This is a genomic window from Pseudomonas baltica (assembly GCF_014235765.1).
Classification (GTDB): Bacteria; Pseudomonadota; Gammaproteobacteria; order Pseudomonadales; family Pseudomonadaceae; genus Aquipseudomonas; species Aquipseudomonas baltica.
Genome location: NZ_JACMYH010000002.1, coordinates 302,902 through 326,329, shown reverse-complemented (window position 1 = coordinate 326,329; position 23,428 = coordinate 302,902). Strand labels below are relative to the sequence as shown.

20 protein-coding genes and 2 pseudogenes are annotated in these 23,428 nt (G+C 58.7%); 15 read left to right on the top strand and 7 right to left on the bottom strand.

Going from position 1 to position 23,428, the window contains the following annotated elements:
• Positions 1 to 9: 9 nt before the first annotated feature.
• A complete protein-coding gene (locus H7993_RS10920; protein WP_185794381.1) occupies positions 10 to 879 on the bottom strand; it encodes a helix-turn-helix domain-containing protein in 870 nt (289 codons plus the stop codon).
• 156 nt (positions 880 to 1,035) lie between these two features.
• Here H7993_RS10920 and pobA point away from each other — a divergent pair, with 156 nt between their 5' ends.
• Together pobA and H7993_RS10910 are read left to right on the top strand one after the other, a co-directional pair.
• On the top strand, positions 1,036 to 2,220 hold the full coding sequence (pobA, locus tag H7993_RS10915) for a 4-hydroxybenzoate 3-monooxygenase (RefSeq protein WP_185794380.1): 1,185 nt from the start codon (positions 1,036 to 1,038) through the stop codon (positions 2,218 to 2,220).
• Positions 2,221 to 2,289: 69 nt separating this feature from the next.
• Entirely contained in the window at positions 2,290 to 3,852 is a 1,563-nt protein-coding gene (locus H7993_RS10910; protein WP_244647022.1) for a sensor domain-containing diguanylate cyclase, read from the top strand.
• A gap of 63 nt (positions 3,853 to 3,915) precedes the next feature.
• Here the strand turns inward: H7993_RS10910 and H7993_RS20940 are convergent, their stop codons facing one another.
• The 6 genes and pseudogenes from H7993_RS20940 to H7993_RS10885 all read right to left on the bottom strand — a co-directional run bounded on the left by H7993_RS20940 (position 3,916) and on the right by H7993_RS10885 (position 10,273).
• On the bottom strand, positions 3,916 to 4,758 hold the full coding sequence (locus H7993_RS20940) for a methyl-accepting chemotaxis protein (protein WP_425312007.1): 843 nt from the start codon (positions 4,756 to 4,758) through the stop codon (positions 3,916 to 3,918).
• A 15-nt stretch (positions 4,759 to 4,773) separates the two neighbouring features.
• Positions 4,774 to 5,898, bottom strand: a pseudogene (locus H7993_RS20935) (HAMP domain-containing protein); the annotation flags it as partial.
• A 142-nt stretch (positions 5,899 to 6,040) separates the two neighbouring features.
• A complete protein-coding gene (araD1, locus tag H7993_RS10900) occupies positions 6,041 to 7,036 on the bottom strand; it encodes an AraD1 family protein (protein WP_185794377.1) in 996 nt (331 codons plus the stop codon).
• Positions 7,037 to 7,089: 53 nt separating this feature from the next.
• Complete coding sequence (locus tag H7993_RS10895; protein ID WP_122476260.1) at positions 7,090 to 8,265, bottom strand: L-rhamnonate dehydratase; 1,176 nt, start codon at positions 8,263 to 8,265, stop codon at positions 7,090 to 7,092.
• Positions 8,262 to 9,320: a 4-hydroxythreonine-4-phosphate dehydrogenase PdxA gene (locus H7993_RS10890; RefSeq protein WP_185794376.1), complete on the bottom strand. Its 1,059-nt coding sequence runs from the start codon at positions 9,318 to 9,320 to the stop codon at positions 8,262 to 8,264. Before H7993_RS10890 ends, H7993_RS10895 begins: the two co-directional genes overlap by 4 nt.
• Positions 9,317 to 10,273: an amidohydrolase family protein gene (locus H7993_RS10885; protein ID WP_185794375.1), complete on the bottom strand. Its 957-nt coding sequence runs from the start codon at positions 10,271 to 10,273 to the stop codon at positions 9,317 to 9,319. Before H7993_RS10885 ends, H7993_RS10890 begins: the two co-directional genes overlap by 4 nt.
• A 398-nt stretch (positions 10,274 to 10,671) precedes the next feature.
• Between H7993_RS10885 and H7993_RS10880 the strand changes: the two genes are divergently transcribed.
• The 13 genes and pseudogenes from H7993_RS10880 (at position 10,672) to H7993_RS10820 (ending at position 23,035) form a co-directional block, all read left to right on the top strand.
• A complete protein-coding gene (locus H7993_RS10880) occupies positions 10,672 to 11,688 on the top strand; it encodes a tripartite tricarboxylate transporter substrate binding protein (RefSeq protein WP_185794374.1) in 1,017 nt (338 codons plus the stop codon).
• Between the two features lie 52 nt (positions 11,689 to 11,740).
• Entirely contained in the window at positions 11,741 to 12,274 is a 534-nt protein-coding gene (locus H7993_RS10875; RefSeq protein WP_185794373.1) for a tripartite tricarboxylate transporter TctB family protein, read from the top strand.
• The gene (locus H7993_RS10870) at positions 12,271 to 13,800 is read left to right on the top strand and encodes a tripartite tricarboxylate transporter permease (RefSeq protein ID WP_185794372.1); all 1,530 of its coding nucleotides are present in this window, start codon (positions 12,271 to 12,273) and stop codon (positions 13,798 to 13,800) included. Before H7993_RS10875 ends, H7993_RS10870 begins: the two co-directional genes overlap by 4 nt.
• A 69-nt stretch (positions 13,801 to 13,869) precedes the next feature.
• Positions 13,870 to 14,811 carry a LysR family transcriptional regulator gene (locus H7993_RS10865; protein ID WP_122476272.1) on the top strand — a complete coding sequence of 314 codons (942 nt, stop codon included), beginning with the start codon at positions 13,870 to 13,872 and terminating at the stop codon, positions 14,809 to 14,811.
• A gap of 214 nt (positions 14,812 to 15,025) precedes the next feature.
• Positions 15,026 to 16,228, top strand: a complete 1,203-nt coding sequence (locus tag H7993_RS10860; RefSeq protein ID WP_185794371.1) for a pyridoxal phosphate-dependent aminotransferase — start codon at positions 15,026 to 15,028, stop codon at positions 16,226 to 16,228.
• A 52-nt stretch (positions 16,229 to 16,280) separates the two neighbouring features.
• Positions 16,281 to 17,180: a transporter substrate-binding domain-containing protein gene (locus tag H7993_RS10855; protein WP_185794370.1), complete on the top strand. Its 900-nt coding sequence runs from the start codon at positions 16,281 to 16,283 to the stop codon at positions 17,178 to 17,180.
• A 98-nt stretch (positions 17,181 to 17,278) separates the two neighbouring features.
• Entirely contained in the window at positions 17,279 to 18,007 is a 729-nt protein-coding gene (locus H7993_RS10850; protein ID WP_122794977.1) for an amino acid ABC transporter permease, read from the top strand.
• A 3-nt stretch (positions 18,008 to 18,010) separates the two neighbouring features.
• Complete coding sequence (locus tag H7993_RS10845) at positions 18,011 to 18,697, top strand: amino acid ABC transporter permease (protein WP_122476280.1); 687 nt, start codon at positions 18,011 to 18,013, stop codon at positions 18,695 to 18,697.
• Positions 18,694 to 19,422 (top strand): amino acid ABC transporter ATP-binding protein, encoded by a 729-nt coding sequence (locus H7993_RS10840; protein WP_185794369.1) that lies wholly within the window; start codon positions 18,694 to 18,696, stop codon positions 19,420 to 19,422. Before H7993_RS10845 ends, H7993_RS10840 begins: the two co-directional genes overlap by 4 nt.
• A 41-nt stretch (positions 19,423 to 19,463) precedes the next feature.
• Positions 19,464 to 19,712 (top strand): annotated as a pseudogene (locus H7993_RS10835) (integrase core domain-containing protein); the annotation flags it as partial.
• A gap of 50 nt (positions 19,713 to 19,762) precedes the next feature.
• Positions 19,763 to 20,749, top strand: a complete 987-nt coding sequence (locus H7993_RS10830) for a DUF2971 domain-containing protein (RefSeq protein ID WP_185794368.1) — start codon at positions 19,763 to 19,765, stop codon at positions 20,747 to 20,749.
• A gap of 70 nt (positions 20,750 to 20,819) precedes the next feature.
• Positions 20,820 to 21,101, top strand: coding sequence for a hypothetical protein (locus H7993_RS10825; RefSeq protein ID WP_122476287.1), 282 nt, complete (start codon positions 20,820 to 20,822; stop codon positions 21,099 to 21,101).
• Between the two features lie 710 nt (positions 21,102 to 21,811).
• Positions 21,812 to 23,035, top strand: a complete 1,224-nt coding sequence (locus H7993_RS10820; protein ID WP_185794367.1) for a tyrosine-type recombinase/integrase — start codon at positions 21,812 to 21,814, stop codon at positions 23,033 to 23,035.
• The last annotated feature ends 393 nt before the right edge of the window (positions 23,036 to 23,428 follow it).

The following is a 23,428-nucleotide window of genomic DNA, read 5'->3' as shown; positions in this document are numbered from 1 at the left end:
TGACACCCACTACCGCTGCACGCGAAACTGTTTCGGTGATTGCCCCGTACAGCGTTTGAAAAAGCGCGAGAAGTAGGCCGGGTCGGAGAACCCAAGGTTGTCGGACACCTCGGCGATGGTCATGCTGGTGTAGACCAGATCGCGCTTGGCCTCCAGCAGCAATCGCTGGTTGATCATCTGCAATGCAGATTGCCCCGCGAGGCGCCGACACAGCGCGTTGAGATGGGCATTGCCGATGCCGAGCGTCGCGGCATAGTGGTCGATAGGCAGGTGTTCACGAAACCGCAGTTCCAGTGTCTTGATGAAGACCTGCAGATAGTCGCGCCCACGATCGACTTGCAAGGTGTCCGACGAGGACAGTGCCTGTTTGCGCCGACTGAGCCAGATCGACAGGATCGTGATCAAGGATTGCAGCATTGCATCGCGGCCCGATTGCTGTTGGTTGTACTCCTGGGCAAGGGCTGAAAACAGCGTGTCCAGATATGCGCGCTCGGCACCGACCGGATAACACACAGCCGTGGTCAGCACCGGGCTGCCGAGCAAGGCGCCGAGCTGATGGGCCAAGGGCAGCGCCAGGCTGAGCACGTGGCCCTGGGTGTCGGCGGAAAACTTGAAGGTGTGCACGCTCAGCGCTGGAACGACCTGCAGCGAAGGAGAATCGACGAGATTGACCTCGTCCTCGACCTTCAACGTGGCCTGCCCTGCCTGCACGTACAACAGTTGCACCAGATCGCTGTGCCGATGGGGTTTTATTTCCCAGCCATGCAGCTTGCTCCGCTCGGGAATCGACTCGCAATGGATCAGGTCTGGCGTTGGCCAGGCCCCGGTTTCGCCGTACAGCTTGAACACCGGAACGGGCGCGGCGAGCGATTTCGACATTGTGTCTTCTCCCTTGCAACGATCCGCCGAAAGTCCATGAAATATGCCGGATATTGCCTTCTTATCTCAAGTCTGCTCATCAAAAATACAGGGGACAACAATAAAAATGTACTGCAAGGGGTCACGCCCGCAGTCGCACCTCACAGGGCTGCTCACATGAAAACTCAAGTCGCTATTATCGGCGCCGGTCCGTCCGGCCTTCTGCTCGGCCAACTGTTGCATCGTGCGGGTATCGACAACGTCATCGTCGAACGCAAGGACCCCGACTACATCCTCTCGCGGATTCGTGCCGGCGTGCTCGAGCAAGGCACCGTCGACCTGCTGCGCGAAGCCTCGGTCAGCGCGCGTATGGACGCCGAGGGTCTGGTGCACGATGGGTTCGAACTGGCGTTCGATGGACGCAGTGAACGCATCGACCTCAGCGCACTGACCGGCGGCAAAACGGTGATGGTCTACGGCCAGACCGAAGTCACCCGCGACCTGATGCAGGCCCGGGCCGCCGCCGGCGCGCTGACGGTCTACGAGGCCGACCAGGTTCAGCCCCATGACATGAACAGCGACAGCCCGTACCTGACCTTCCAGCACAACGGCGAGACGGTTCGCCTGGACTGCGACTACATCGCCGGCTGCGATGGCTTTCATGGCGTGTCGCGGCAAGCGATCCCGGCAGAGGCCCTGAGCGTCTTCGAACGCACCTACCCCTTCGGCTGGCTAGGTATTCTGGCCGACACACCGCCGGTCAACCACGAATTGATCTACGCCAACCATGAGCGTGGCTTCGCCTTGTGCAGCATGCGTTCGGCAACGCGTACCCGTTACTACCTGCAGGTGGGTGCAGAGGAACAGGTCGAGGACTGGTCCGATCAGCGCTTCTGGGATGAACTGAAGCGTCGCCTGCCCGCGCCTGTCGCAGAGCGGCTGGTGACCGGCCCGTCCATTGAAAAGAGCATCGCGCCGTTACGCAGTTTCGTGGTGGAGCCGATGCAATACGGCCGTTTGTTTCTACTCGGCGACGCCGCCCACATCGTCCCGCCCACGGGAGCCAAAGGCCTGAACCTGGCGGCCAGCGATGTCAGCACCCTGTATCGCATCCTGCTCAAGGTCTATCGCGAAGGGCGTACCGACCTGCTGCAGAAGTACTCGCACATCTGCCTGCGCCGCGTCTGGAAAGCCGAACGGTTCTCTTGGTGGATGACCTCGATGCTGCACCGTTTCCCTGATACGGATGCCTTCGGACAGCGTATGCAGCAGACCGAACTGGACTACTTCGTGGGTTCGCCTGCCGGCCGCCAGACCATCGCCGAGAACTACGTCGGGTTGCCGTATGAAGACATAGAATGAATGCGAGCTTCCAGTGCGGTACGGAAACTGCATTGATCTCGCTTTGCCGCCAAGCCAATGACGCCTTTTATGAAACCAAGCGACTTTACCCCAGCCAGACTATCGCCGTCGTTGCTGAGCAAAGCCCTGATAGGCTTCATTGCATTGGTGTGTCTATCCTTGGGTCTGGCAACTGCGTGGCAAATGAGTTTGTCCCGGGAAGAACGTCTGGCGGCCGCCAAAGTTGCAGTTTCCAATATCGTCCGTGCCGCCGAACAGCAAGCTCAAGATACGGTGCGACAAGCTGACAATACCTTGCGTGATCTTGTGGAACGCGTAGAGCACGACGGGCTTGCGATCGACGCGCGAGCGCGGTTGGCGAAGCTGATGGCGGCAAACGTGTCGAACGTCGAGGCTGTCCAGGGGCTCTTCATCTTCGATGCCCAGGGCAACTGGATAGTCAACTCGTTCTCCGAGATTCAAACCCACGATAACGGTGATCGTCCTTATTTCATCTATCACCGCGATCACAGTGATACCGCCACGCGAATCGGCTCCATCGTGAAAAGTCGCATCACCGGGGATATGGTCATTCCGATCAGCCGACGTATCAATGGCGCTGATGGCACTTTTGCCGGTGTGGCATTGGCCACGGTGCCCGTTGCCTATTTCCAGACGTTCTTCGAACGAATGGATGTAGACGACCAGGGCGTTATTTTCCTGGCCCTGAACAACGGTGACCTGCTGGCCCGGCGCCCTACCCTGACGGCGCTGATGACCACCAACATTGCCAAAGGCGATATTTTCTCGCGCTATCTGCCCGAGAGTGACAGCGGTATTGCCGTGACCAGATCTTTGGTGGACGGTGTGGAAAGGATCTATGCCTACCGCCGGGTCACCGGCCTGCCTATCGTCGCGGCTGCGGGTGTCTCATCCCAACACGTATTCGCCCCCTGGTGGGCATATGCCTATCGGTCGGCGGGGCTGATTGCCCTGATCTGCCTTGCCTTGATAGGGTTGAGCGTCTTGCTGTACAAGCAGATCCAGCAACTGATAACGGCGGAAAGCGAGCTGCAAGGCGCCCAGAATGAATTGGAAACAATCGCGCAAACCGACAGCCTGACGCAGTTGCCCAACCGACGTCGCTTCGACTTTGCCGTGCGCCAGGAATGGGCACGAGCCAGCCGCAATCGCTCGACGCTGGCGATCATCCTGTTGGACATCGATTGGTTCAAGCAATACAACGACCAGTACGGGCATGTCCGAGGCGATGACTGCCTCATGGAAGTCGCCAGCCTCATAGGCAGTGCGGTGCACCGAGCCGGGGATCTGGCGGCGCGTTATGGTGGCGAGGAGTTCGTGATTCTGCTACCGGAAACGGATCTTGCCGGCGCGCTCAGCGTTGCCGAAAAGGTCAGGCTGTCCATTTTCAATGCCGGCATCGAGCATTCAGCCAGTGCGTTGGGTAACGTCACTGTCAGCTTGGGCGTGGTGGCAATCAACGCACCCAAACACGACGCCTATACCGCGGCCCTGAAGGAGGCGGACAGGCTTCTGTATCGCGCCAAAAACCGAGGCCGAAACCGTGTCGAGGCGAACGAGCTGCCTGGTGCGCAAGCAACCGGTTCATACGTTAGCAGCCTGGTGACTTAGGGCAGCTGCCCTGGGTTATCCCGAGCGAGGGCTGCCGTCCGTCACCGCAGCCCCAGCCCGTCCTCACACCTTGAAGCGTCGTACCACAGCGATCAGATTGGCATTGGATGCGGCGAGCGCAGACGTGCTCTTCTCGGTCTGCGCGCCTCCTGCCACCAGGTCCTCGACTATCTGCCGCACCGCTACCATGTTGCGGTTGACCTCTTCACTGACGGCGCTCTGCTCTTCAGCTGCGGTGGCTATCTGCGTACTGAGGTCGTTGATGCACACAACCGATTCGGTCATCGCATCCAAGCCTTCGTTCACCCTGGAGGTCTTGTCGACCGTGGCCTGACAGCGCGCCTTGGTGCTCTCCATCGCCACCACGGCAGCACTGACACCCTGCTGCAGACGGTTGAGCATTTCATTGATTTCCGAGGTGCTGGACTGGGTACGCCCTGCCAAGGCCCTCACTTCATCGGCAACCACTGCAAAACCGCGGCCTTGTTCACCTGCGCGCGCCGCCTCGATCGCAGCGTTGAGCGCGAGTAGATTGGTCTGCCCGGCAATGTCACCAATCACGCCCAGTACAGAATTGATACGCTGGGCATCGTGTTCCATGGCCCTGACCTTGGTAGTGGCGTCTTCCACTTCCGAGATCAGTTCGCGGACACTGCTCGAGGCATCTTCGACCACCACTTTTGAATGCCGGGCCTTCTCGCTCGCCACCTGGGTCATGCTCGCGGTTTGAGCGGCATTGCGGGCGACGTCATCGGCGGTGGAGCTCATCTCGGTGATGGCCGTCACCGCTTGATCGGTTTCATTGGCGTGGCGAGTCAGAATGCTGTTGGTGCCGCGCGACTGTCCGCGTAGCTGCTCGATACCCTCGGCAATCAAAGAAGACGAGTCGGACACTTCACTGATCATTTTCTGCAAATAGACGATGAAGCGGTTGATCGAGTGGCCCACTGCGCCAACTTCGTCCTCGGCGCGAATGACGATGCGCTTGGTCAGGTCGGCATCGCCGGCCGACAACGTATCGATGTTGGTCTTGAGCACCGCCAGGCGGTTCATCAGTTGCCTGAGGGCGAACACGATGACCAGCAGCATGATGACCACCATCGGGATCTGCAGCATCGCCAGGGTCTTGAGCACATGGCTGCTTTGCGCCGTCAGCACTTCAGTGGGTTGGGCTACCGCCATCTGCCACGGCGTGCCTTCGACGGGCATCAGGAACAAGGTGTATTGCTTGCCATCGCTGCCGACAAACGTCGAACGCGTGGCACCGGGGCTTTTCAGCAAACCCTGCAGTGCTGCCGCAAAGGGGTATTGGCCAGCCAGGTCGCCGAGATTCTTCAGTACGTTGTTGCCTAGAATCTCCGGCTGGTTGCTCAGGACTTTGCCGTCGCTTTCGACGATCATCAGTTGCGCGTTGATCTCGCGCTCTTTCTGCGCGATCAGCTCATTGAAGAAGCCCAATGTCACATCGATGGTCGCGACGCCATAGGCCGCGCCGTCCTTGGTAATGGCCATCGCGCAGTTGGTGCGCGGCTCCGGGCTGGCATCGTCCTGGTAGGCCGAGGCCCAGTTGCACTGCCCCGCAGGGGCCTTGAGCCCACCGAGGTACCAGGACTGCTCGAAGTAGTTTTTCGATTCAGGCGAGTTCCAGTGAGTGTTGACTATCAACTTGCCGCTGGCATCGCGGTGATAGAACGTACTGTGCTTGGCCCGGCCCACGGTACGTTTGTCGGGAAGCGGCCAGATACCTCCGCCGAATACCTTCGACTCGCCGTACTGGTTGACCATGCTGGGCAGCAGGCGGTCGATACTGTCGCTGTCCAGTTGCGCAACCGTCTCGGTAATCACCCGCTGCTGCGCCTGCACCCGTGCCAACTCGCGCTTGATGACGGCACTGATCTCCCCTGCCTCAGTGACCAACTTGCGTTCATCGGTGCCTGTAAGGCTGGGCGTGATGAAGTAATTGACCCCTATCGCCGTCAGCACCGCGACGAGCAGAACGAAGCCTACGAAAGTAGCGGTATAGCGAGTTTGAATGGTGTGCAGCATGAGGGGCGCATCCGCAAGGTGTGGAGTTATTGATCTTGTATAACCTTATCGGCGCGGAACTTTGTCGCATGAGTGCAAGCCCTGATAAAACGTGAACATCTCGGTTCATCAGGAGCGTGCACGGCTTGCTTATACAGTGCGATCAGAGCGCGTTCACCTGACCGATCGCCAAAGGCTCGGCGCTTTCGCCGATGCCGTTTTCCAGAGGTGCGCCAAACGCATCAAGGCTGATCTGGAAGCGATCACCCGGCTGGGTTTTCACGCCGTCGGCAAACGACAGTGTCGCGGTGCCGAAGTAATGCACGTGGACATCGCCCGGACGCAGGAACTGCGCGTATTTGAAGTGATGGAATTCAAGGTTGGCGAGGCTGTGGCACATGTTGTCTTCGCCGCTGAGAAACTCCTTTTCCCAGAGCGTTTCGCCGTTGCGAATGATGCGGCTGGTGCCGGCAAGATGCGCTGGCAATGCACCCACGCGCAGTTCCGGACCGTAGGCGCAGAAGCGTAATTTGGAATGGGCAAGGTAGAGGTAGTTGCGCCGCTCCATGACATGGTCGGAGAACTCGTTGCCCAGGGCATAGCCGACGCGGTACGGCTGGCCATCCTCACCAATCACATACAGCCCGGTAAGTTCCGGTTCTTCGCCGGCATCTTCGGCGAAGGGTGGAACGGGAAAATCGGCCCCCGGCCGCACGACGATGCTGCCGTCACCCTTGTAGAACCATTCCGGTTGCGCGCCGGCTTGGCCTTCTGCCGGTTTGCCGCCTTCCAGGCCCCATTTGAAGATGCGCATGGTGTCGGTCATGCCGGCTTCGACGGCGCCCTCTTGCTGGTGCATCTTGTCGCGCGCCGAAGCGCTGCCCAGGTGGGTCAGGCCGGTGCCGCTGATCAGGCAATGCGCAGGGTCTTCGTGATCGAGCGGCGGCAATAAGCGGCGCTCTTGCAACAACTGCGCATAGTCCGGACCCGGTCGCGTGCCACGGGCGGCCACTTCATCGGCCAGGCCGTGGTGACCGCGAATGGCCGCAAGAGCGAGCTCGCGGGTCGTGCGGGTATCATTGACCACCTGGACGTGGGCGCCCTCGACAACGCCAACCTGGCGTCCCCCGTCGGTGTTTTCGAATTGAATCAGACGCATGTGTGGCCTCCGGAACGTCATGGTTGGCGCCGCCCGCAAGCGGCGCCAAAGGGTCACTCGATGATGTTGAAGTCGCTCAGGTATTCATCGGAGATTTCCAGGCCCAGACCCGGGGTATTGTCGTCGAGCTGAATGTAGCCGTTGACCGGTTGTGGCTCGCCCTTGAACACGTAATAGAAGAGTTCATTGCCCACCTCGACATCGAACACCGGGAAGAACTCGGCCATCGGCGACGCCGTGGTCGACATGGTCAGGTGATAGTTGTGCATTTGCCCGGCGTGCGGGATGACGGGCACCGACCAGGCTTCGGCCATGGCGTTGATCTTGCGGGCAGCGGTGATGCCACCGACACGGTTGGTGTCGTACTGGATCACGTCGATCGCACGGCGTTCGAGCAAGTCCTTGAAACCGTAGGAAGTGAATTCGTGCTCACCGCCGGAGATCGGCATGATGCCCATCTTCTTCAGCTCGATGTAGCCTTCGATGTCGTCGGCAATCACCGGCTCTTCGAGCCAGCGCGGTTCGAACTCGGCGAGCTTGGGCAGCATGCGACGGGCGTATTCCAGGGTCCAGCCCATGTAGCACTCGAGCATGATATCGACGTCGGGGCCGGCCAGTTCACGCAGGGCGCGCACTTGTTCGATGTTCTTGCGCATGCCGGCCGGGCCGTCTTTCGGGCCATAGCCGAAACGCATTTTCAGCGCGGTGAAGCCCTGGTTCAAATAGCCCTGAGCCTCTTCGAGAAACAGGTCGAGGTTGTCATTGGCGTAGAGCTTGGAGGCGTAGGTCCAGATCTTTTCCTTGGTACGGCCACCCAGCAGTTTGAACACCGGTTTGTTGACCGCCTTGCCCATGATGTCCCAGATCGCGATGTCGATTGCCGAGATCGCCGCCATGCCGATGCCCTTGCGGCCCCAGGCGTGGCTCTGGCGGTACATTTTCTGCCAGATGTACTCGTTGTCGAACGGGTCTTCACCTATGGCGATCGGCGCCAGATAGGTGTCGATGATTTCCTTGGCCACACGTGGCGCCAGGGCGCAGTTACCGATGCCGACCAGACCGGTGTCGGTCTCCACTTCCACCACCAGCCAGCCGTGGAAACGGAACGAGCCCATGGCGTCGCCGCGCTCGAACAGAATGTCACTGGCGTTGGTGCAGAAGTGCGCCTGGGGCGGAACGACTTTGCCTTTCCACTCGAAAACGCGGGTACGGATGGCTTTGATTTTCATGGATTCAGGTTCCTTGCGCTGCCGGTTTCTTGTAATTGTCGAGTCGTGTTCAGTAGCTGTTGCCCGCCCATCCGGCAGGCAATTTCGAACGCTTGGCGAATGGCGCCGACATTGGCTTTGCCCTGCCCGGCAATATCGAACGCGGTGCCGTGGGCCGGGGTGGTGATCGGGATCGGCAAGCCGCCCTGCACCGTTACGCCGCGGGAGAAGCCCATCAGCTTGATCGCGATCTGCCCTTGGTCGTGGTACATCGTGACCACTGCGTCGAAGGCACTGGCATCGCCCTGGACCTTGAGGAAAATCGTATCGCCCGGATACGGGCCTTCCGCGGCAATACCCATGGCCTGCGCCGAACGCACTGCCGGGCCGATGATGTCCAGCTCCTCGCGGCCAAACGAGCCGTTGTCGCCGTTGTGTGGGTTCAGCCCACAGACGCCGATGCGCGGTTTTGCCAGGCCACTGCGCTTGAGCGCGGTGTCGATCAGCTGAATCGCTTCGATCACCCTGGTCTGCGAGAGCAGGCCCGGCACGTCGGCCAGGGCAACGTGCGAGGTCACGCGCGAGGTCCACAGGTTGTCGAGCACGTTGAATTCGCAGAACGGCCCATCGAAGCCCAGCAACTCGGCGAACCAATGCAGCTCATCGCTGTGGGCCATGCCGGCCATGTGCAGCGAGGTCTTGTTCAACGGGCCGAACAGCACGGCATTGGTAGTGCCGGCTTCGGTCAAGCGCAACGCCTGTTCAAGGGTGTCGAGGCTGTAGCGACCGCCGATGACACTGGCTTCACTGCGGGCAAATTCGCCCACGGTGTCGCCGCGAAAGTCATACAACAGGGGCGTGTCATCGGCGAACGACAACTGCTCCAGCGACTCCACGCGGCGGTAGGGAAATTCCATTCCGGCAATGCGCATGCCGCGCTGCATTTCCGCTTCGTCGGCGATCAGGATCACGTTGGCCTGGCTGCGCACCGAGGGCTCGGCGAGCAGCCGTGCGATCAGTTCCGGGCCGATGCCCGCCGGGTCGCCAAGGACCATGGCGATGGATGTCTTGTTCATGCTTCACTCCTCAAGGGTTCAGGCCGTGTCCGGTCAAGGGTGCCCGGCTCGCAGCGATACACGCGCTGCGCATTGCTGTAGAACAAACGTTCCTGATCGGCCAGGGGCAGATCGGCAACGATGGATTTGAATCCGTTGTAGATGACGTCGAACGAGCCACAGAGGCTGTCCACCGGAAAATTGCTGGCGAACATCACGCGGTGGGTGCCGAACATCGCGATCACCTCGCGCACGATCCAGGCGTTGTCCTTGGCCCGCCATGCCTGGCGCAGCTGGCCGAGGCCTGACACCTTCACCTGCACGTTCGGCCACTGAGCCAGCCGCGCCATGGCCAGCCGCCAGGCGGCGAGGCCTTCGGCGCTGCGATCATTGGGCAAGCCGGCATGGTTGAGAATAAGCGTGGTGCCCGGAAAATCCCGCGCCAGCCATTCCGCCTCATGCAGATTCCACCACGGTGTCTGCAGGTCGAAATGCAAGCCCAGCCCTTGCAGCACGGCATAACTGCGCCGCCAGCGCTCGTCGCTCATCAGGCTGCGGACGTGCCCGACCTGCGCCCTTGTGGTCGGGCCTCCAGGCTTGTGGCGCACGCTGCGCACGCATTTGTAGGAGGCTTGCTCGGCCAGTACGGCGGCGGCCTCGGGATGATCCAGCCAGGCTTGCGCGACGATTGCATTGGGCAAACCGTAGCGGCGGGCGAGTTGTTCGACGAAGCGGGTTTCGCCCACCGGGTCCTGCGGGTCCCATTCCGATTCGATGTACACCGTCTGCACGACCTGGTGAGTACCGGTATCGGCGAGGTAATCGTCGGGCAGGTAGCTGCGTTTGATCGCGCTGTAATCGCCATAGCGGAACGCGACACTGGCATCGGCTGCCAGCCACGGATGGGGATTGATCGAAGGATCCCAGAAATGATGATGGGCATCGATGATCGGACCGTTCCACAGCTCGGCCATGGCGCACCTCATTGGTGATTTATTGTTCTTTTGATTGATCGTTCTTCTGGGTGCAGCCCACCGCAAAACACGGCATTGGCGAGCACTATCGAAGGCTCCCCGATAACCGTCCAATCAAAACTTGGAATAGAGCGATAGCCTGGAGTTATCTCAACGGGGTTTTCGCGTGTCTGCGGATGGGTTGCAGCGAGCCTGAGTTTCTTATGAAATGGCTCTGGACCGGCACTTACACCCTGCTGCGTGGTTTCCTGCGAGGCTAGCTATAACCCCTGGTTATCGGTGTATGTATTGTTTTGACTAGACGCGGAGCCTGCACCTTCCCACACTCAGTCCAGGCTTGCGGTTCGACCGCTCAGACAAGTCACTTATAACAACTACAAGAAAACGAGGCTCTTTCCATGCGAAATGCATTCGTCCGTCGCACATCCCTTCTCATGCTCGGCTGCTCCATGGCCGCTGCCGGCGCTTTTCCAGCGCTCGCCACGGCGGCCTGGCAACCGGACAAGAATGTCGAAATCGTCGTCGCGGGTGGGCCCGGGGGCGGCACCGACCAGTTGGGCCGCCTGATTCAGTCGATCATCTCCACGCACAAGCTGCTCGACGTCAACACCATCGTCCTCAACAAGGGTGGCGGCAATGGCGCCGAAGCGTTTCTCGACCTGAAGATGAACAAGGGCGATCCGGAAAAACTGGTGATCGGCACCAACAACATCTACCTGCTGCCGCTGGTGGCCAAGCTCGGTTACCAATGGCAGGAACTGACGCCTGTGGCGGCCGTCGCCGAGGATGACTTCATCCTGTGGAGCTACAAGGACGCGCCATGGAAAGACGCCAAAGGCTTCTACCAGGCGGCCCAGGCTGACCCTGCGAAAATGCGCATGGGCGGCAGTCAATCCAAGGATGTCGACCAGACATTGACCTTGCTGCTGAACCAGACCAACAACAGCAAGCTGGTCTACATCCCGTTCAAGAGTGGCAGCGAAGCCGCGACCCAACTGGCCGGCAAGCACATCGCCGCCAACGTCAACAACCCCAGCGAAAGCATCAGCCAATGGCGCGGCGACCAGATCGAGCCGCTCTGCGTGTTCAGTAAAGAGCGCATGACCTACACCGACAAAGTGGCCGGCGACAAATCCTGGGCCGACGTACCGACCTGTTACGAACAAGGCCTGGGCATCGATCAATATCGCTTTCCGCGCACCGTGTTCATGCCAGGCGACGTAACCGCCGAACAGCGCGCGTTCTATGTCGAACTGATGCGCAAAGTCACCGAGACGCCGGAGTTCAAGGCCTACGTCAAGCAGAATGCATTGGTACCGACCTTCCTCGAAGGCGAGCCGCTGACCGCCTACATCGAAAAAGACACCGCCCGCGTGACACCGGTGTTCAAGGAAGCCGGCTGGCTGAAAAACTGAGTCGCCTGCGGCCGTCCACCTGAGGACGGCCGTCATCTGCTGGAGGTGTTTCATGTCCCATTCTTCGGATTCACCGGCGCTGGTCGGCACCCGCTGGGTCGAACTTGGCCTGACACTCTTCACCACGCTGATAGGCGTGGTGGTGATGTTCGGCAGCGTCGAACAGGGTATCGGCTGGGGCGACTCCGGCCCCGAGCCGGGTTACTTCCCTTTCTACATTGGCCTGCTGCTCAGCGCCGCCAGCCTGGGCAACGGCGTGTTGACCCTGGTGCGCTGGAAAGCGCTGAGCGTTGCGTTCGTCAGCCGCAGCGCCTTTGGCCAGGTGTTGTCGGTGTTCATCCCGATTGCCCTGTTCGTCGGCGCGATGCCGCTGGTGGGCATCTATGTGTCATCGGCCTGCTTCATTGCCTGGTTCATGTGGAGTGACAAGGCACGCGCCACGCCCTACAGCAAATGGAAGATCGCAGGCATCTCCCTCGGTGCAGTGCTTGCCAGCTACCTGATCTTTGCGCTGTGGTTCAAGGTCCCGCTGGATGGCGGTCCATTGGGCGAATGGATTGCCCAGACCGCGAGATATTTCAAATGAGCGAATTCGATTCCTTGTTGCAGGGCATGAACCTGATCCTGACCCCGGGCCACATCGGCCTGATGGTGATCGGCGTGCTGCTGGGTATTCTGGTGGGGGTGTTGCCCGGTCTCGGCGCGCCCAACGGCGTGGCGTTGTTGTTGCCGCTGACATTCACCATGTCGCCGGTGTCGGCGATCATTCTGCTGTCGTGCATGTACTGGGGTGCGCTGTTCGGCGGCTCGATCACCTCGATTCTGTTCAACATACCCGGCGAGCCGTCATCGGTGGCGACCACCTTCGACGGCTACCCGATGGCCCGCGAAGGCCGTGCTGCCGAAGCACTGACCGCCGCGTTCAGCTCGGCGCTGATCGGTGCCCTCGCCGGTGTCTTGCTGCTGACGTTCCTGTCGACACGCATCGCCGAGTTCGCCATGTCCTTCAGTTCGCCGGAGTTCTTTGCGGTGTATCTGCTAGCGTTCTGCACGTTCATCGGCATGAGCAAGAATCCACCCCTGAAAACCGTGGTCGCCATGATGATCGGCTTCGCCATGGCAGCCGTCGGCATGGACACGGTGTCCGGCAACCTGCGCCTGACGTTCGACCAACCGATCCTGATGACCGGGATCAGCTTCGAAGTGGCGGTGATCGGCCTGTTCGGCATCGGTGAGATTCTCTGCACCGTCGAGGAAGGCCTGGTGTTTCGCGGTGAGCATGCGCGTATCACACCGATGGTCATCCTGCGCACCTGGGCCAAGCTGCCGCGGTACTGGTGGACGATCGTGCGCAGCACCCTGGTGGGTTGCTGGATGGGCATCACCCCGGGCGGGCCGACGGCCGCCTCGTTCATGAGCTACAGCCTGGCGCGGCGTTTCTCGAAAAACCGGGAAAACTTCGGCAAGGGTGAACTCGAAGGCGTGATCGCCCCGGAAACCGCCGACCACGCGGCAGGCACCAGCGCGCTGCTGCCGATGCTGACCCTGGGCATTCCCGGCTCGGCAACCGCGGCAGTGATGCTCGGTGGTTTGATGATCTGGGGCCTTCACCCCGGGCCGACGCTGTTCGTCGAGCAGCATGACTTTGTCTGGGGGCTGATTGCGAGCATGTACCTGGGCAACGTGGTGAGCCTGATCGTGGTGCTGGCCACCGTGCCGCTGTTCGCTTCGATCCTGCGCATTCCGTTCTCGATCATCGCGCCGATCATCATCATGGTCTGCGCCATCGGCGCGTACTCGGTGCACAACTCGTTCTTCGACGTGGTGTTGATGCTGGGCTTCGGCGCCCTGGGTTACCTGTTCAAAAAGCTGGGCTACCCGATTGCGCCGCTGGTGCTGGCAGCGGTGTTGGGCGACAAGGCGGAAGATGCGTTCCGGCAGTCGATGCTGTTCTCGGACGGTCACATCGGCATCTTCTGGTCCAACCCATTGGTGGGCGGCTTGACCACGGCGGCTCTGCTGATGCTGTTCTGGCCGCTGATCTCCAAAGTGCTGCAAACCATGCTGGGCCTGCGCAAATCCCAATTGCCGAAGACAAAATCGGTGCTGTGACACGCCGTGCTGGCAACGCCTGGCATTTGTTGTCAGGCTTGCCGCAGTTCATTTTCGCGAGCCCGGCCCATGACCCGAATTCCTGATGCCAACGTGATCCACGGCCGCCTGCGCCTGCGCCAACTGCGGCTGATGCTGACGCTGCAGGAATTCGGTTCATTGCGCCGCGCCGCCGATCATATCGGCATGACCCAACCCGCCGCGACCAAGATGCTGCACGAGGCCGAGGATCTGCTCGGTGTCGAACTCTTCGAGCGCCTGCCACGCGGCATGCGCCCTACGCCGTTCGGCGAAACCGTCACTTACTACGCGCGCATGGTCTTCGCTGAATTGAGCGGCATGCGCGAGGAGCTGGTGGCGCTGGAATCCGGCAACCTCGGCCGGGTCGCCGTCGGTGCGATTCCGGCACTGGCCTCGGGCTTGTTGACCCGCACCATCGCCACCTTGAAACAAAGCCACCCTCGCCTGTCGATGAGCATTCAGGTCGACACCAGCGACGTGCTGGTGCAGGCGCTGTTGCAGGATCAACTGGACATCGTGCTGGGGCGGATTCCGGCCGGCGCCAGGGCCGAAGAACTGTTGTTCGACAGCCTGGGTGAGGAAGCCCTGTGCGTGATCGCCGGCGCACAACATCCTTTGTCCAAGGAGAAACAGCTGAGTTGGGCCGAGTTGCAGAACATGACCTGGGTGTTGCAACAACACCCCAGCCCGATGCGCTCGATCATCAATCAGGTGTTTCACAACGCGCGCGTGGACATCCCCAGCAGCATCGTCGAAACCACCTCGATCATGACCTTGCTGTCCTTGGTACAGCAGACCGACATGCTCGGCGTCACCCCGGTGTCGGTGGTCGAGGACTATCCCGGACGACATCTGCTGGCGGTGTTGCCAATCAAGTTCGAAGCACGCCTGCCACCGTTCGGGCTCATCACCCGACGCCATCGCATCCAATCGTCAGCGATGCAGGCGTTCATGAACTCGGTGCGCGCGGAGCACGCGTTGGTCAAATGAGCGGCGAGAAGAATCGAGCACACTGATGAATAGACCGCGCAAATTAAACGTTTGAGAGCTTCGCGTGACGTTGGCAACGCCCTTTTCAAAGTGCTGAACTTTTAGGTATTTGAGCGATTGCAGAGGGCGCCGCCCGTGTCATACTACGTCCTACAACTAGAACGACAGGATGTCTCAAAGGCCCTGGCGCACGACCAAAGGAAGGCTGTTTTTCATGAATTTTGAAAGCGAACGCGTCCGCCAAATCTCCTCGTCCCCCAGCATGGTCATCTCCATGCGTGCCAAGCAGTTGTCCAGCGAAGGTCGCGACATCGTCGACATGAGCCTGGGCGAACCCGACTTCGACACCCCTGCGCATATCATCGAGGCCGCGCATCAGGCGATGCTCGACGGGCACACTCGCTATACCGCACCGCAGGGCACCCTGCCCTTGCGCAAGGCCATCGTCGCCAAGTTTCAGCGCGACAACGGCCTGTCTTATAGCGTCGACGAAATCACCGTCGGCAACGGTGCCAAGCAGGTGATCTACAACACCTTCGTTGCAACCCTGGAACCCGGCGACGAAGTGGTCATACCCGCGCCCTATTGGGTGTCGTACTCAGACATCGTCACCTTGAACGGCGGCGTGGTACGGATCATTCCCTGTGGCATCGATGCAGGCTTCAAGCTCACGCCGCAGGCCCTGCAAAGCGCGTTGAACGACAAGAGTCGCTGGCTGATTCTCAACTCGCCGTCCAACCCCTGCGGGGCGATCTACTCTGAGGCCGAGTTGCAGGCACTGGGCAAGGTGCTGGAGGACTTCCCCAATGTGCTGGTGATGTCCGATGAAATCTACGAGCACGTGCTGCTCGCCGACCAGCCTTTCGTGTCATTTGCCAGCGCCTGCCCGCACCTGCGCGAACGCACCCTGCTGATCAACGGCGTGGCCAAGGCCTACGCCATGACGGGCTGGCGTATCGGCTACGGCGCAGGGCCCAAAGGTCTGATCGCCGCCATCAGCAAGATCCAGTCACAGAGCACTTCCGGCGCGAGCGCCATCAGTCAGGAAGCGTCCCGCGCAGCGCTCGAAGGCCCGCAGGATTTCGTCAGCCGTTGCGCCAGGGAATACGCCCAGCGCGGCAAGCTGCTGGTAGACGGCCTGAGCCAATGCCCGGGCCTGCGCCTGAGCGCGCCGGCCGGTGCGTTCTACGCTTTTCCGGAATGCAGCCAGTTGTTCGGCCGCACCACGGCGCAAGGCCAGGTGCTCGAGGACGACGTAGCACTGTCGGCCTACCTGCTCGATCACGCCGGTGTCGCCGTCGTGCCGGGCGCGGCGTTCGGCATGCCAGGGTACTTCCGACTGTCATTTGCCACTTCACGCGAACAGATAACCAAAGCTGTCGTTGCCATTCGCGAAGCGCTTTCGGCCCTGCGCTGACGCTATCGCTTTTCGTTGTGCCAAAGCTGCCATAACAACATCGGAGATCTACATGCTCGATCAAAAGAAACAGCTGCTTGCCCTGGTTGTCGCGGTTTGCCTGGGTGCCAGCGCTGCGCAGGCTGAAGAACTGACCGGTACACTGAAAAAAATCAAGGAAGTGGGCACTGTCACGCTGGGCTACCGCGATGCGTCGCTGCCTTTCTCCTATCTCAACGACGCCCAGCAGCCTATCGGCTACAGCATCGAGCTGTGCAAGAAAATCGTCGACCAGATCAAGGTCAAGGTCGGTGAGCCCAACCTCAAGACCGAGTACGTATCGGTCGTTGCCGCCACCCGTACCCCGCTGCTGATCAATGGCACCATCGACATGGAGTGCGGCGTTACCACCAACACCGTCGAGCGTCAGAAGCAGATCGGTTTCCTGCTGACCAGCTACATCGCCAGCGCCAAATACGCCGTGAAGAAAACCGCTGGCATCAACAGCGTGGCCGATCTGAAAGGTAAGTCGGTGGTCGTGATCACCGGTGGCAGCGGCGAGTGGATCACGAAGAACCTGGACCGCGAAAAACAGCTGGGCTTGAAAATCCTCAACGCCAAGGACGGCGGCGAAGCCTTCCTGATGCTGGAAACCGGCCGCGCCGTGGCCTATATCAACGACGACGTGCAACTGATGGCAACCATCGCGCAAAGCCGCAGCCCGGACGCCTACGCCTTGCTGCCTGAGCCGATGTCGGCCGAACCCTACGCCATCGGCATCCGCAAGAACGACCCTCAATTCAAGACCTTCGCCGACGATGTGCTGCGCAACCTGTACAGCACCGGTGTGATCGATACGCTGTACCCGACCTGGTTCCAGCAGCCGATCCCGCCGAAAAACGCCACGATCAACCTGCCAATGAGCGATGCATTGAAGCAAGCCATCGCCAACCCGAACGACACCGGCGTCTGACCCGCCCCCTTCACGCCAGGCAGTGACGCGGCTCACATACGCCGCGCCGCTGCGCGCCTGGCTGCATGCAGTGCTTCTCCCTGAACGTTGGTGTTGGCATGGATTACAACTGGAACTGGAGCGTGTTCTGGGATTTTGCTCCCGGAGAATCCGCCTCGTATTTGCATTGGTTGGTCACCGGCACGAGCTGGACCCTGGCGACCACCCTCCTCGCGTTCACCCTGGCATTTCTGATTGGCGGCTTGGTGGGTACGTTGCGTACCAGTACCGTGCGCCCGTTGGTATGGCTGGGCAACCTGTATACCGAGGTGTTTCGCAATATCCCACTGCTGGTGCAGATGTTCATCTGCTTCTTCGTGGTCCCCGAACTGCTACCCCTCTCCTGGGGCGACTACCTCAAGCAAGACCTGCCCTACCCGTCTTTCTTCAGTGCCGTCGTGGCCCTGACCCTGTTCACCTCGGCCAAGCTTTCCGAGCTGTTCAAGGCGGGCATCGAGTCGGTCGCCTACGGCCAGCGCGGCGCGGCGCTCGCCCTCGGCTTGCGGCCCACCCAGATGTACCTGAACGTACTGCTGCCGCAGGCGATCCGCGTGGTGTTCCCACCGCTGACGTCCGAAGCACTCAACACCCTGAAAAACTCTTCGGTAGCGCTGACCATCGGCTTGATGGAGCTGACCGCGCAGGCGCGTAACGTCAGCGAATACTCGTTCAATACCTTTGAAGCCTTTACCGCGGCAACGGTGATCTACGTGGCCATTTCACTGCTGATGACGTTCGTCATGGGTCGTATCGAAAGCTCCCTGGCCGTTCGCGGCGCGACGAGGTAAGTCATGTTCGATCTAGACCCCAGTGTCATCGTGCGAGCCATGCCCGCACTGTGGAACGGCCTGAAGTTCACCTTGTTGCTGACGCTGGTGGCGATGTCGGTGGGCATCGTTGTCGGCACCCTGCTGGCACTGATGCGCTTGTCGGGCAACCGCGTGATGCGCGGCTTCGCCCTGGGCTACGTCACGGTCATGCGCAGCATTCCGCTGGTGCTGGTGATCTTCTGGTTCTACTTTTTGATGCCGCTGCTGCTGCAGATGACGTTCCACACCGAACGCCCCGTGCAGATAGGCCCGGTGGTGACTGCCTTCGTGACGTTCTGCATGTTCGAGGCGGCCTACTACAGCGAAATCATCCGCGGCGGCATCCAGAGTATCTCCGGCGGCCAGAAGCAAGCAGCCCAGGCCCTGGGCCTGCGCCCGTCGCAAGCGATGCTTTACGTGATCCTGCCGCAAGCACTGCGGCGCATGCTGCCGTTGCTGCTGACCCAGACCATCATCCTGTTTCAGGACACCTCGCTGGTGTACGTGCTGTCGATCGCGGACTTCACCGGCGCAGCCAGCAAATTCGCCCAGCGCGACGGACGCCTGGTGGAGTTGTACCTGTTCGTGGCCCTGGTGTACCTGGTGATCTGCTACCTGCTGTCGCGGCTCAGTAAACGCCTGAAAAGAAGCACGGAGAGAACCGCATGATCCAGATGAAAAACCTGAGCAAGTGGTACGGCGATTTCCAGGTCCTGAAAGACTGCACGACCCAGCTGTCGCGCGGCGAGGTGATGGTGGTGTGCGGGCCGTCCGGCTCGGGCAAGAGCACCCTGATCAAGTGCGTGAACGGTTTGGAGCCGGTGCAGGAAGGACAGATCTCGATTGACGGCCAACCGGTCACCGGCCGCGGTGTCGACCTGCCGAAACTGCGTGCCCGAGTGGGCATGGTCTTCCAGCATTTCGAGCTATTCCCGCACCTGACTATCGTGGAGAACCTCAACCTGGCGCAGATCAAGGTGCTCAAGCGCGATGTCACCACCGCCACCAGCAAGAGCACGGCACTTCTGGAGCGCGTGGGCCTCAAGGCCCATGCGCACAAGTACCCCATTCAGCTGTCCGGTGGCCAACAGCAACGAGTCGCCATTGCCCGCGCCCTGGCCATGGACCCCATCGCCATGTTGTTCGATGAACCCACCTCGGCGCTCGACCCGGAAATGGTCAACGAGGTGCTGGATGTGATGGTGCAACTGGCAGGCGAAGGCATGACCATGATGTGCGTCACCCACGAGATGGGGTTCGCCCGGAAGGTCGCCGACCGCATCGTGTTCATGGACGGCGGCGAAATCATCGAGGACGTCAAATCCGAAGAGTTCTTCAGCGCGCCCCGCTCCGATCGTGCTCGCAGCTTTCTGTCGAAGATCTTGCAGCATTGAGTGCGGGGATGGTGCGCCTGCTGGGCCGGCCCATAGGGTGATACCGCTGGACACGGAGCGTGAGTCGGCGCGGCAACTGCCATGATAATGCGCCGATGGAGCGGGTATTTCACAGTCTAAAAAGCGAATGGATATCGACGGTGGGCTACATGAGCGCTGCGTTGGCTAAACAAGATATCAGTCGTTTCCTGATGAAACGGTACAACTGGCGACGACCGCATCAGTTCAATGAGGGCTTGGCATCTGCCGTTGTCGAGAAAAAACTTAACGCAGTGTCCGGGATCAGTTGATCCGCTACAAAATGACATTGAGCCAATTGATTAAAACCATAGAGGTTTAGATGGATACAAATATAGGATTTCATGACGCAGATAACTCTGTGCTAGATAATTTGGATCTAATACACAAATTCAAGCCTTACAGTGATAGCACTCTGGAAATGATTGCAGAAAGCTATTTGTGGTTTGCATCGCTTCGTAGCCTGAATGATCCGTTCGAAGGGGGTTTAAGTTATAAGTATGATCCAGGGCTAACCCTAGATCAAATATTGTATTCGGAGTTTGCTTTTTGTACTGATGATACAAATATAGATTGTGAGCATACAGCGATACAAGCAGAACTCAAGGAATATCAGAAAAACCCCACTGATTATATAGACAGAAAAAGAGAAGAACACAAAAAAAGTTTTGAGCGCTCAGTTGTAGATAACACAAAGAACTACGGTTATTTCTGCGCTCTAAGTGCTCCTAAGATCGATGAAGTGGCTAATGACATTACTATTAATACTGACCAACAAAGGCTTAATCAGGTTCGTAGGAACCAAGAGGACATAAGCCTTTGGAGTCATTATGGGGATGGCTTGCGAGGTATCAGGATAACCTACGACCCACTAAAACTAAAGCAAATGCAAAATATCAGTACTGCACTTGTTACATATCAGGACAATCCGGAGCCAATCGATGCAATCTATGAAGTTCGCAGACGAAAAGGCTACTGGAAGGAGAGATGGAATCATATACAAAGCCTGACTATGTTCAATACCAAAGCTACATTATGGGCAAATGAGCGTGAAGTTAGAATCAGGACCGGCAGTCAAGGTAAGGTCCGGATAATGCCAGATTCAATTAAGTGTGTTACGTTCGGCGAAAAGATGCCTAAGTATCGAAGGGTATTAATAATAGCCGCAACTATACAACACAACCCTAATGCAACTTTTTATGAAGCTCGCATTAGTAAAGACGAGTTCAAGATCGAATACACCGAATATGAAGTACCACCTTTGGTGTATTCGCCAGTGCAGCCAGCTTCTGAGAATCAAAGAATCTGATTCTTTTTATGCGTTAATAACGTGCAGCATGCCCCTTGATTCAAGCCCATCGCCCGGGCGGAGTAATCCCATGACCGAACAGCCAAAAAGCGTGGACAGTATCGCGGTGCCGCTACTCAAGCAGGACACACGAGCAGGCGTGAGTGGCTACACGCTGGATCTGCTCTCCAAGCTTACCGGCCTTAGCAGGACAGGAGTTATTCACCTGGCCCTGCGACAGATGGCCGACCGGTATTTGCACAAGTACGACATGGACGACGGCCCGCTGAGTGACGCTCAGCACACTGCAATACTCCTCGCCAGCCGCGCCACGAGCATCCCGGCCGATCACTTCACCAAAAGGCTGTTTTAGGTCGCTGAGGGCTGCTAGGGTATAAAAAGATATCAATCACCCAATGCATTCAGCATTGTTAACAAGCGCATACGCGATGACCGATGGAAATTCACCATCGAGCGCAAAAAGATGCTCGACCGCCCATTTTCCATATCATCCGACACCGGGGCTGAAGGCATAGCAGTCTGCGCGCGAATCGAGCAGCAGATGGATGCCGGCCTCATCCCACCAGAAATCCGCGACCGCGCTACGGCGACCACGGACTAGGTGGAAACCATCCTACAGACGGCGCGCCGCTATGAGCTCGCGATGACGGTATCGGACTCTATGTAGTGGTCTACCAGACCGGCCACCTTTTCAGCGAAAATGATCGCTACCTAGAGGTGTTGGATGAGCGGACAACGACGTACCGTTGCCAACCAACGAATCCTGAATTTGATTGAAAGCAGTGTACAGCCCAACGGATGACTACTTGTCCAGAAACCAAAAACCCCCGAAGCGCTGGACGCTCCGGGGGTTTTTGACGTATCGAATATGGCGGTGAAGAAGTCCGCCATCGGCTCATCCTGTTTTGTCCCACAACGTCCGAGGAAGCTAGGTAAATCGGGCCTCTCAGCCTATCATACCGTCCAAAGACGTCCGGTAAGATATCACTGTATCCATCTAAAAATGTGGGAACAAATGGGGGAACGATTCTCCCGGGCTTGTAGGAGTGTGAGTACAACGTCATGGGTAAACTCAACCCGAAGCAAATTGAAAACCTAACGACCTCAGGGACCTACGAAGATGGCGAAGGTCTCAGAATGGTCGTCAAACCGACCGGGAAGAAGTACTGGGTTCTGAGGTACCAACTGGCGGGTAAACGACGGGAAATGGGCCTAGGCAGTTTTCCTACGATCACGTTGAAGAAAGCGCGAGAAGCTGCGGCCGAACATCGAAAAATGCTTAGCCAAGAGATCGATCCGCTGGTGAGCAGGGATGCTGAACGAAAAGCATCGCGACTTGCCGAGGAAGCTCGGCAGGCGCGCGCTATCAGCTTCAGAACGGTAGCAGAAGACTATATTGCGGCACATAAAGCGGGATGGAAGAATGCGAAGCACAGTCAGCAATGGCTGAACACGCTGACCACCTATGCCTTTCCGGTGATTGGGGACACGCCAACGGAAGAGGTCACAACTGAGCAAATCTTGAGAATCCTTACTCCGATCTGGCACACAAAGCCTGAAACAGCGTCAAGAGTTCGTAACAGAATGGAGATGGTGCTCGATGCAGCAAAGGCAAGGCGCCTCCGAGACGGTGAAAATCCAGCCCGCTGGCGCGGGCATTTGGACAAGCTTCTTCCATCACGTTCAAAAGTGAAATCGGTAGTACATCATCCTGCTTTGCCATGGCGCGAACTGCCAGGTTTCATCAGCCGCATCAAGGCTAGGGACGAGCCCACCTACAAAGCAATGTTGCTTACCATTTTGACGGCTTGCCGAACAAATGAGTGCTTGGCAGCAACGTGGGATGAGATTGACCTGAAGAATGCGGTTTGGAAAATCCCAGCTCATCGCATGAAGGCTGGCAAGGAGCACCGGATCCCCTTGAGTCAGCCGGCATGTGACGTGTTGTGCTGCTTGATTAGGATCAAAGACAACCCCTACGTCTTTCCCAGCACCCAGAAAGGGAAGCATCTCTCGAATGTGGCCATGCTGATGGGGCTACGGTATCTGGAGCGTGGAGATCTTACTATGCATGGATTTCGCTCGACGTTCAGGGACTGGTCAGCGGAGGCGACAAGTTATCCTCGTGAGGTCTGTGAGCAGGCATTGGCGCACAGTCGGCAGGACAAGGTGGAAGCGGCATACTTCAGAACCGATCTGTTTGAGAAGCGCCGTGCGATGATGGAGGAATGGGCGGAATACGGATGTTCTATAGAGACGGGCAAAAAGCAGATCTCCGGGCCGTAGGCTCGGGAGTTTCCTCTGTTTTTGCCTTGATTCACTGGATTTCGTCAATAAAATCGGCCAAGAGCAGACTTTAGCGCGGAGAATTAACCTTCGAATCTCCCGTATTACGAACACCATGTATGCATGACCCAAACTCAGTATCACGAAAGAGTGTAGTGGCCCAATTAAACTAGATATCCATTTAGGCGAGAGTGCTCGCCATAAAGGGGCACCGGTTCGCCAAGCAACGACGTACCTTGGCGCCAGCTCAAACACGAAGCTGCTAGCTTGGTGCTTGGTTAAAGCTGCAGCCTTACCAAAGCAGCCCATTCACGTGGAATAGTTGAGCCAGCCTTATGTCATTGGGTAAACCAGGTCCAGCAGAAATGTGGTGGTGTCCCGCCGATCGTAAGA

Bases quoted from the DNA above. Each gene is read 5' to 3' on its own strand.
- H7993_RS10845 (WP_122476280.1), top strand. From the start codon at position 18,011: ATGTTCGATCTAGACCCCAGTGTCATCGTGCGAGCCATGCCCGCACTG.
- H7993_RS10910 (WP_244647022.1), top strand. From the start codon at position 2,290: ATGAAACCAAGCGACTTTACCCCAGCCAGACTATCGCCGTCGTTGCTG.
- H7993_RS10880 (WP_185794374.1), top strand. From the start codon at position 10,672: ATGCGAAATGCATTCGTCCGTCGCACATCCCTTCTCATGCTCGGCTGC.
- H7993_RS10870 (WP_185794372.1), top strand. From the start codon at position 12,271: ATGAGCGAATTCGATTCCTTGTTGCAGGGCATGAACCTGATCCTGACC.
- H7993_RS20940 (WP_425312007.1), bottom strand. From the start codon at position 4,758: ATGATCAGTGAAGTGTCCGACTCGTCTTCTTTGATTGCCGAGGGTATC.
- pobA (WP_185794380.1), top strand. From the start codon at position 1,036: ATGAAAACTCAAGTCGCTATTATCGGCGCCGGTCCGTCCGGCCTTCTG.
- H7993_RS10830 (WP_185794368.1), top strand. From the start codon at position 19,763: ATGGATACAAATATAGGATTTCATGACGCAGATAACTCTGTGCTAGAT.
- H7993_RS10820 (WP_185794367.1), top strand. From the start codon at position 21,812: ATGGGTAAACTCAACCCGAAGCAAATTGAAAACCTAACGACCTCAGGG.
- araD1 (WP_185794377.1), bottom strand. From the start codon at position 7,036: ATGCGTCTGATTCAATTCGAAAACACCGACGGGGGACGCCAGGTTGGC.
- H7993_RS10885 (WP_185794375.1), bottom strand. From the start codon at position 10,273: ATGGCCGAGCTGTGGAACGGTCCGATCATCGATGCCCATCATCATTTC.
- H7993_RS10890 (WP_185794376.1), bottom strand. From the start codon at position 9,320: ATGAACAAGACATCCATCGCCATGGTCCTTGGCGACCCGGCGGGCATC.
- H7993_RS10855 (WP_185794370.1), top strand. From the start codon at position 16,281: ATGCTCGATCAAAAGAAACAGCTGCTTGCCCTGGTTGTCGCGGTTTGC.
- H7993_RS10920 (WP_185794381.1), bottom strand. From the start codon at position 879: ATGTCGAAATCGCTCGCCGCGCCCGTTCCGGTGTTCAAGCTGTACGGC.
- H7993_RS10825 (WP_122476287.1), top strand. From the start codon at position 20,820: ATGACCGAACAGCCAAAAAGCGTGGACAGTATCGCGGTGCCGCTACTC.
- H7993_RS10865 (WP_122476272.1), top strand. From the start codon at position 13,870: ATGACCCGAATTCCTGATGCCAACGTGATCCACGGCCGCCTGCGCCTG.
- H7993_RS10875 (WP_185794373.1), top strand. From the start codon at position 11,741: ATGTCCCATTCTTCGGATTCACCGGCGCTGGTCGGCACCCGCTGGGTC.
- H7993_RS10860 (WP_185794371.1), top strand. From the start codon at position 15,026: ATGAATTTTGAAAGCGAACGCGTCCGCCAAATCTCCTCGTCCCCCAGC.
- H7993_RS10850 (WP_122794977.1), top strand. From the start codon at position 17,279: ATGGATTACAACTGGAACTGGAGCGTGTTCTGGGATTTTGCTCCCGGA.
- H7993_RS10895 (WP_122476260.1), bottom strand. From the start codon at position 8,265: ATGAAAATCAAAGCCATCCGTACCCGCGTTTTCGAGTGGAAAGGCAAA.
- H7993_RS10840 (WP_185794369.1), top strand. From the start codon at position 18,694: ATGATCCAGATGAAAAACCTGAGCAAGTGGTACGGCGATTTCCAGGTC.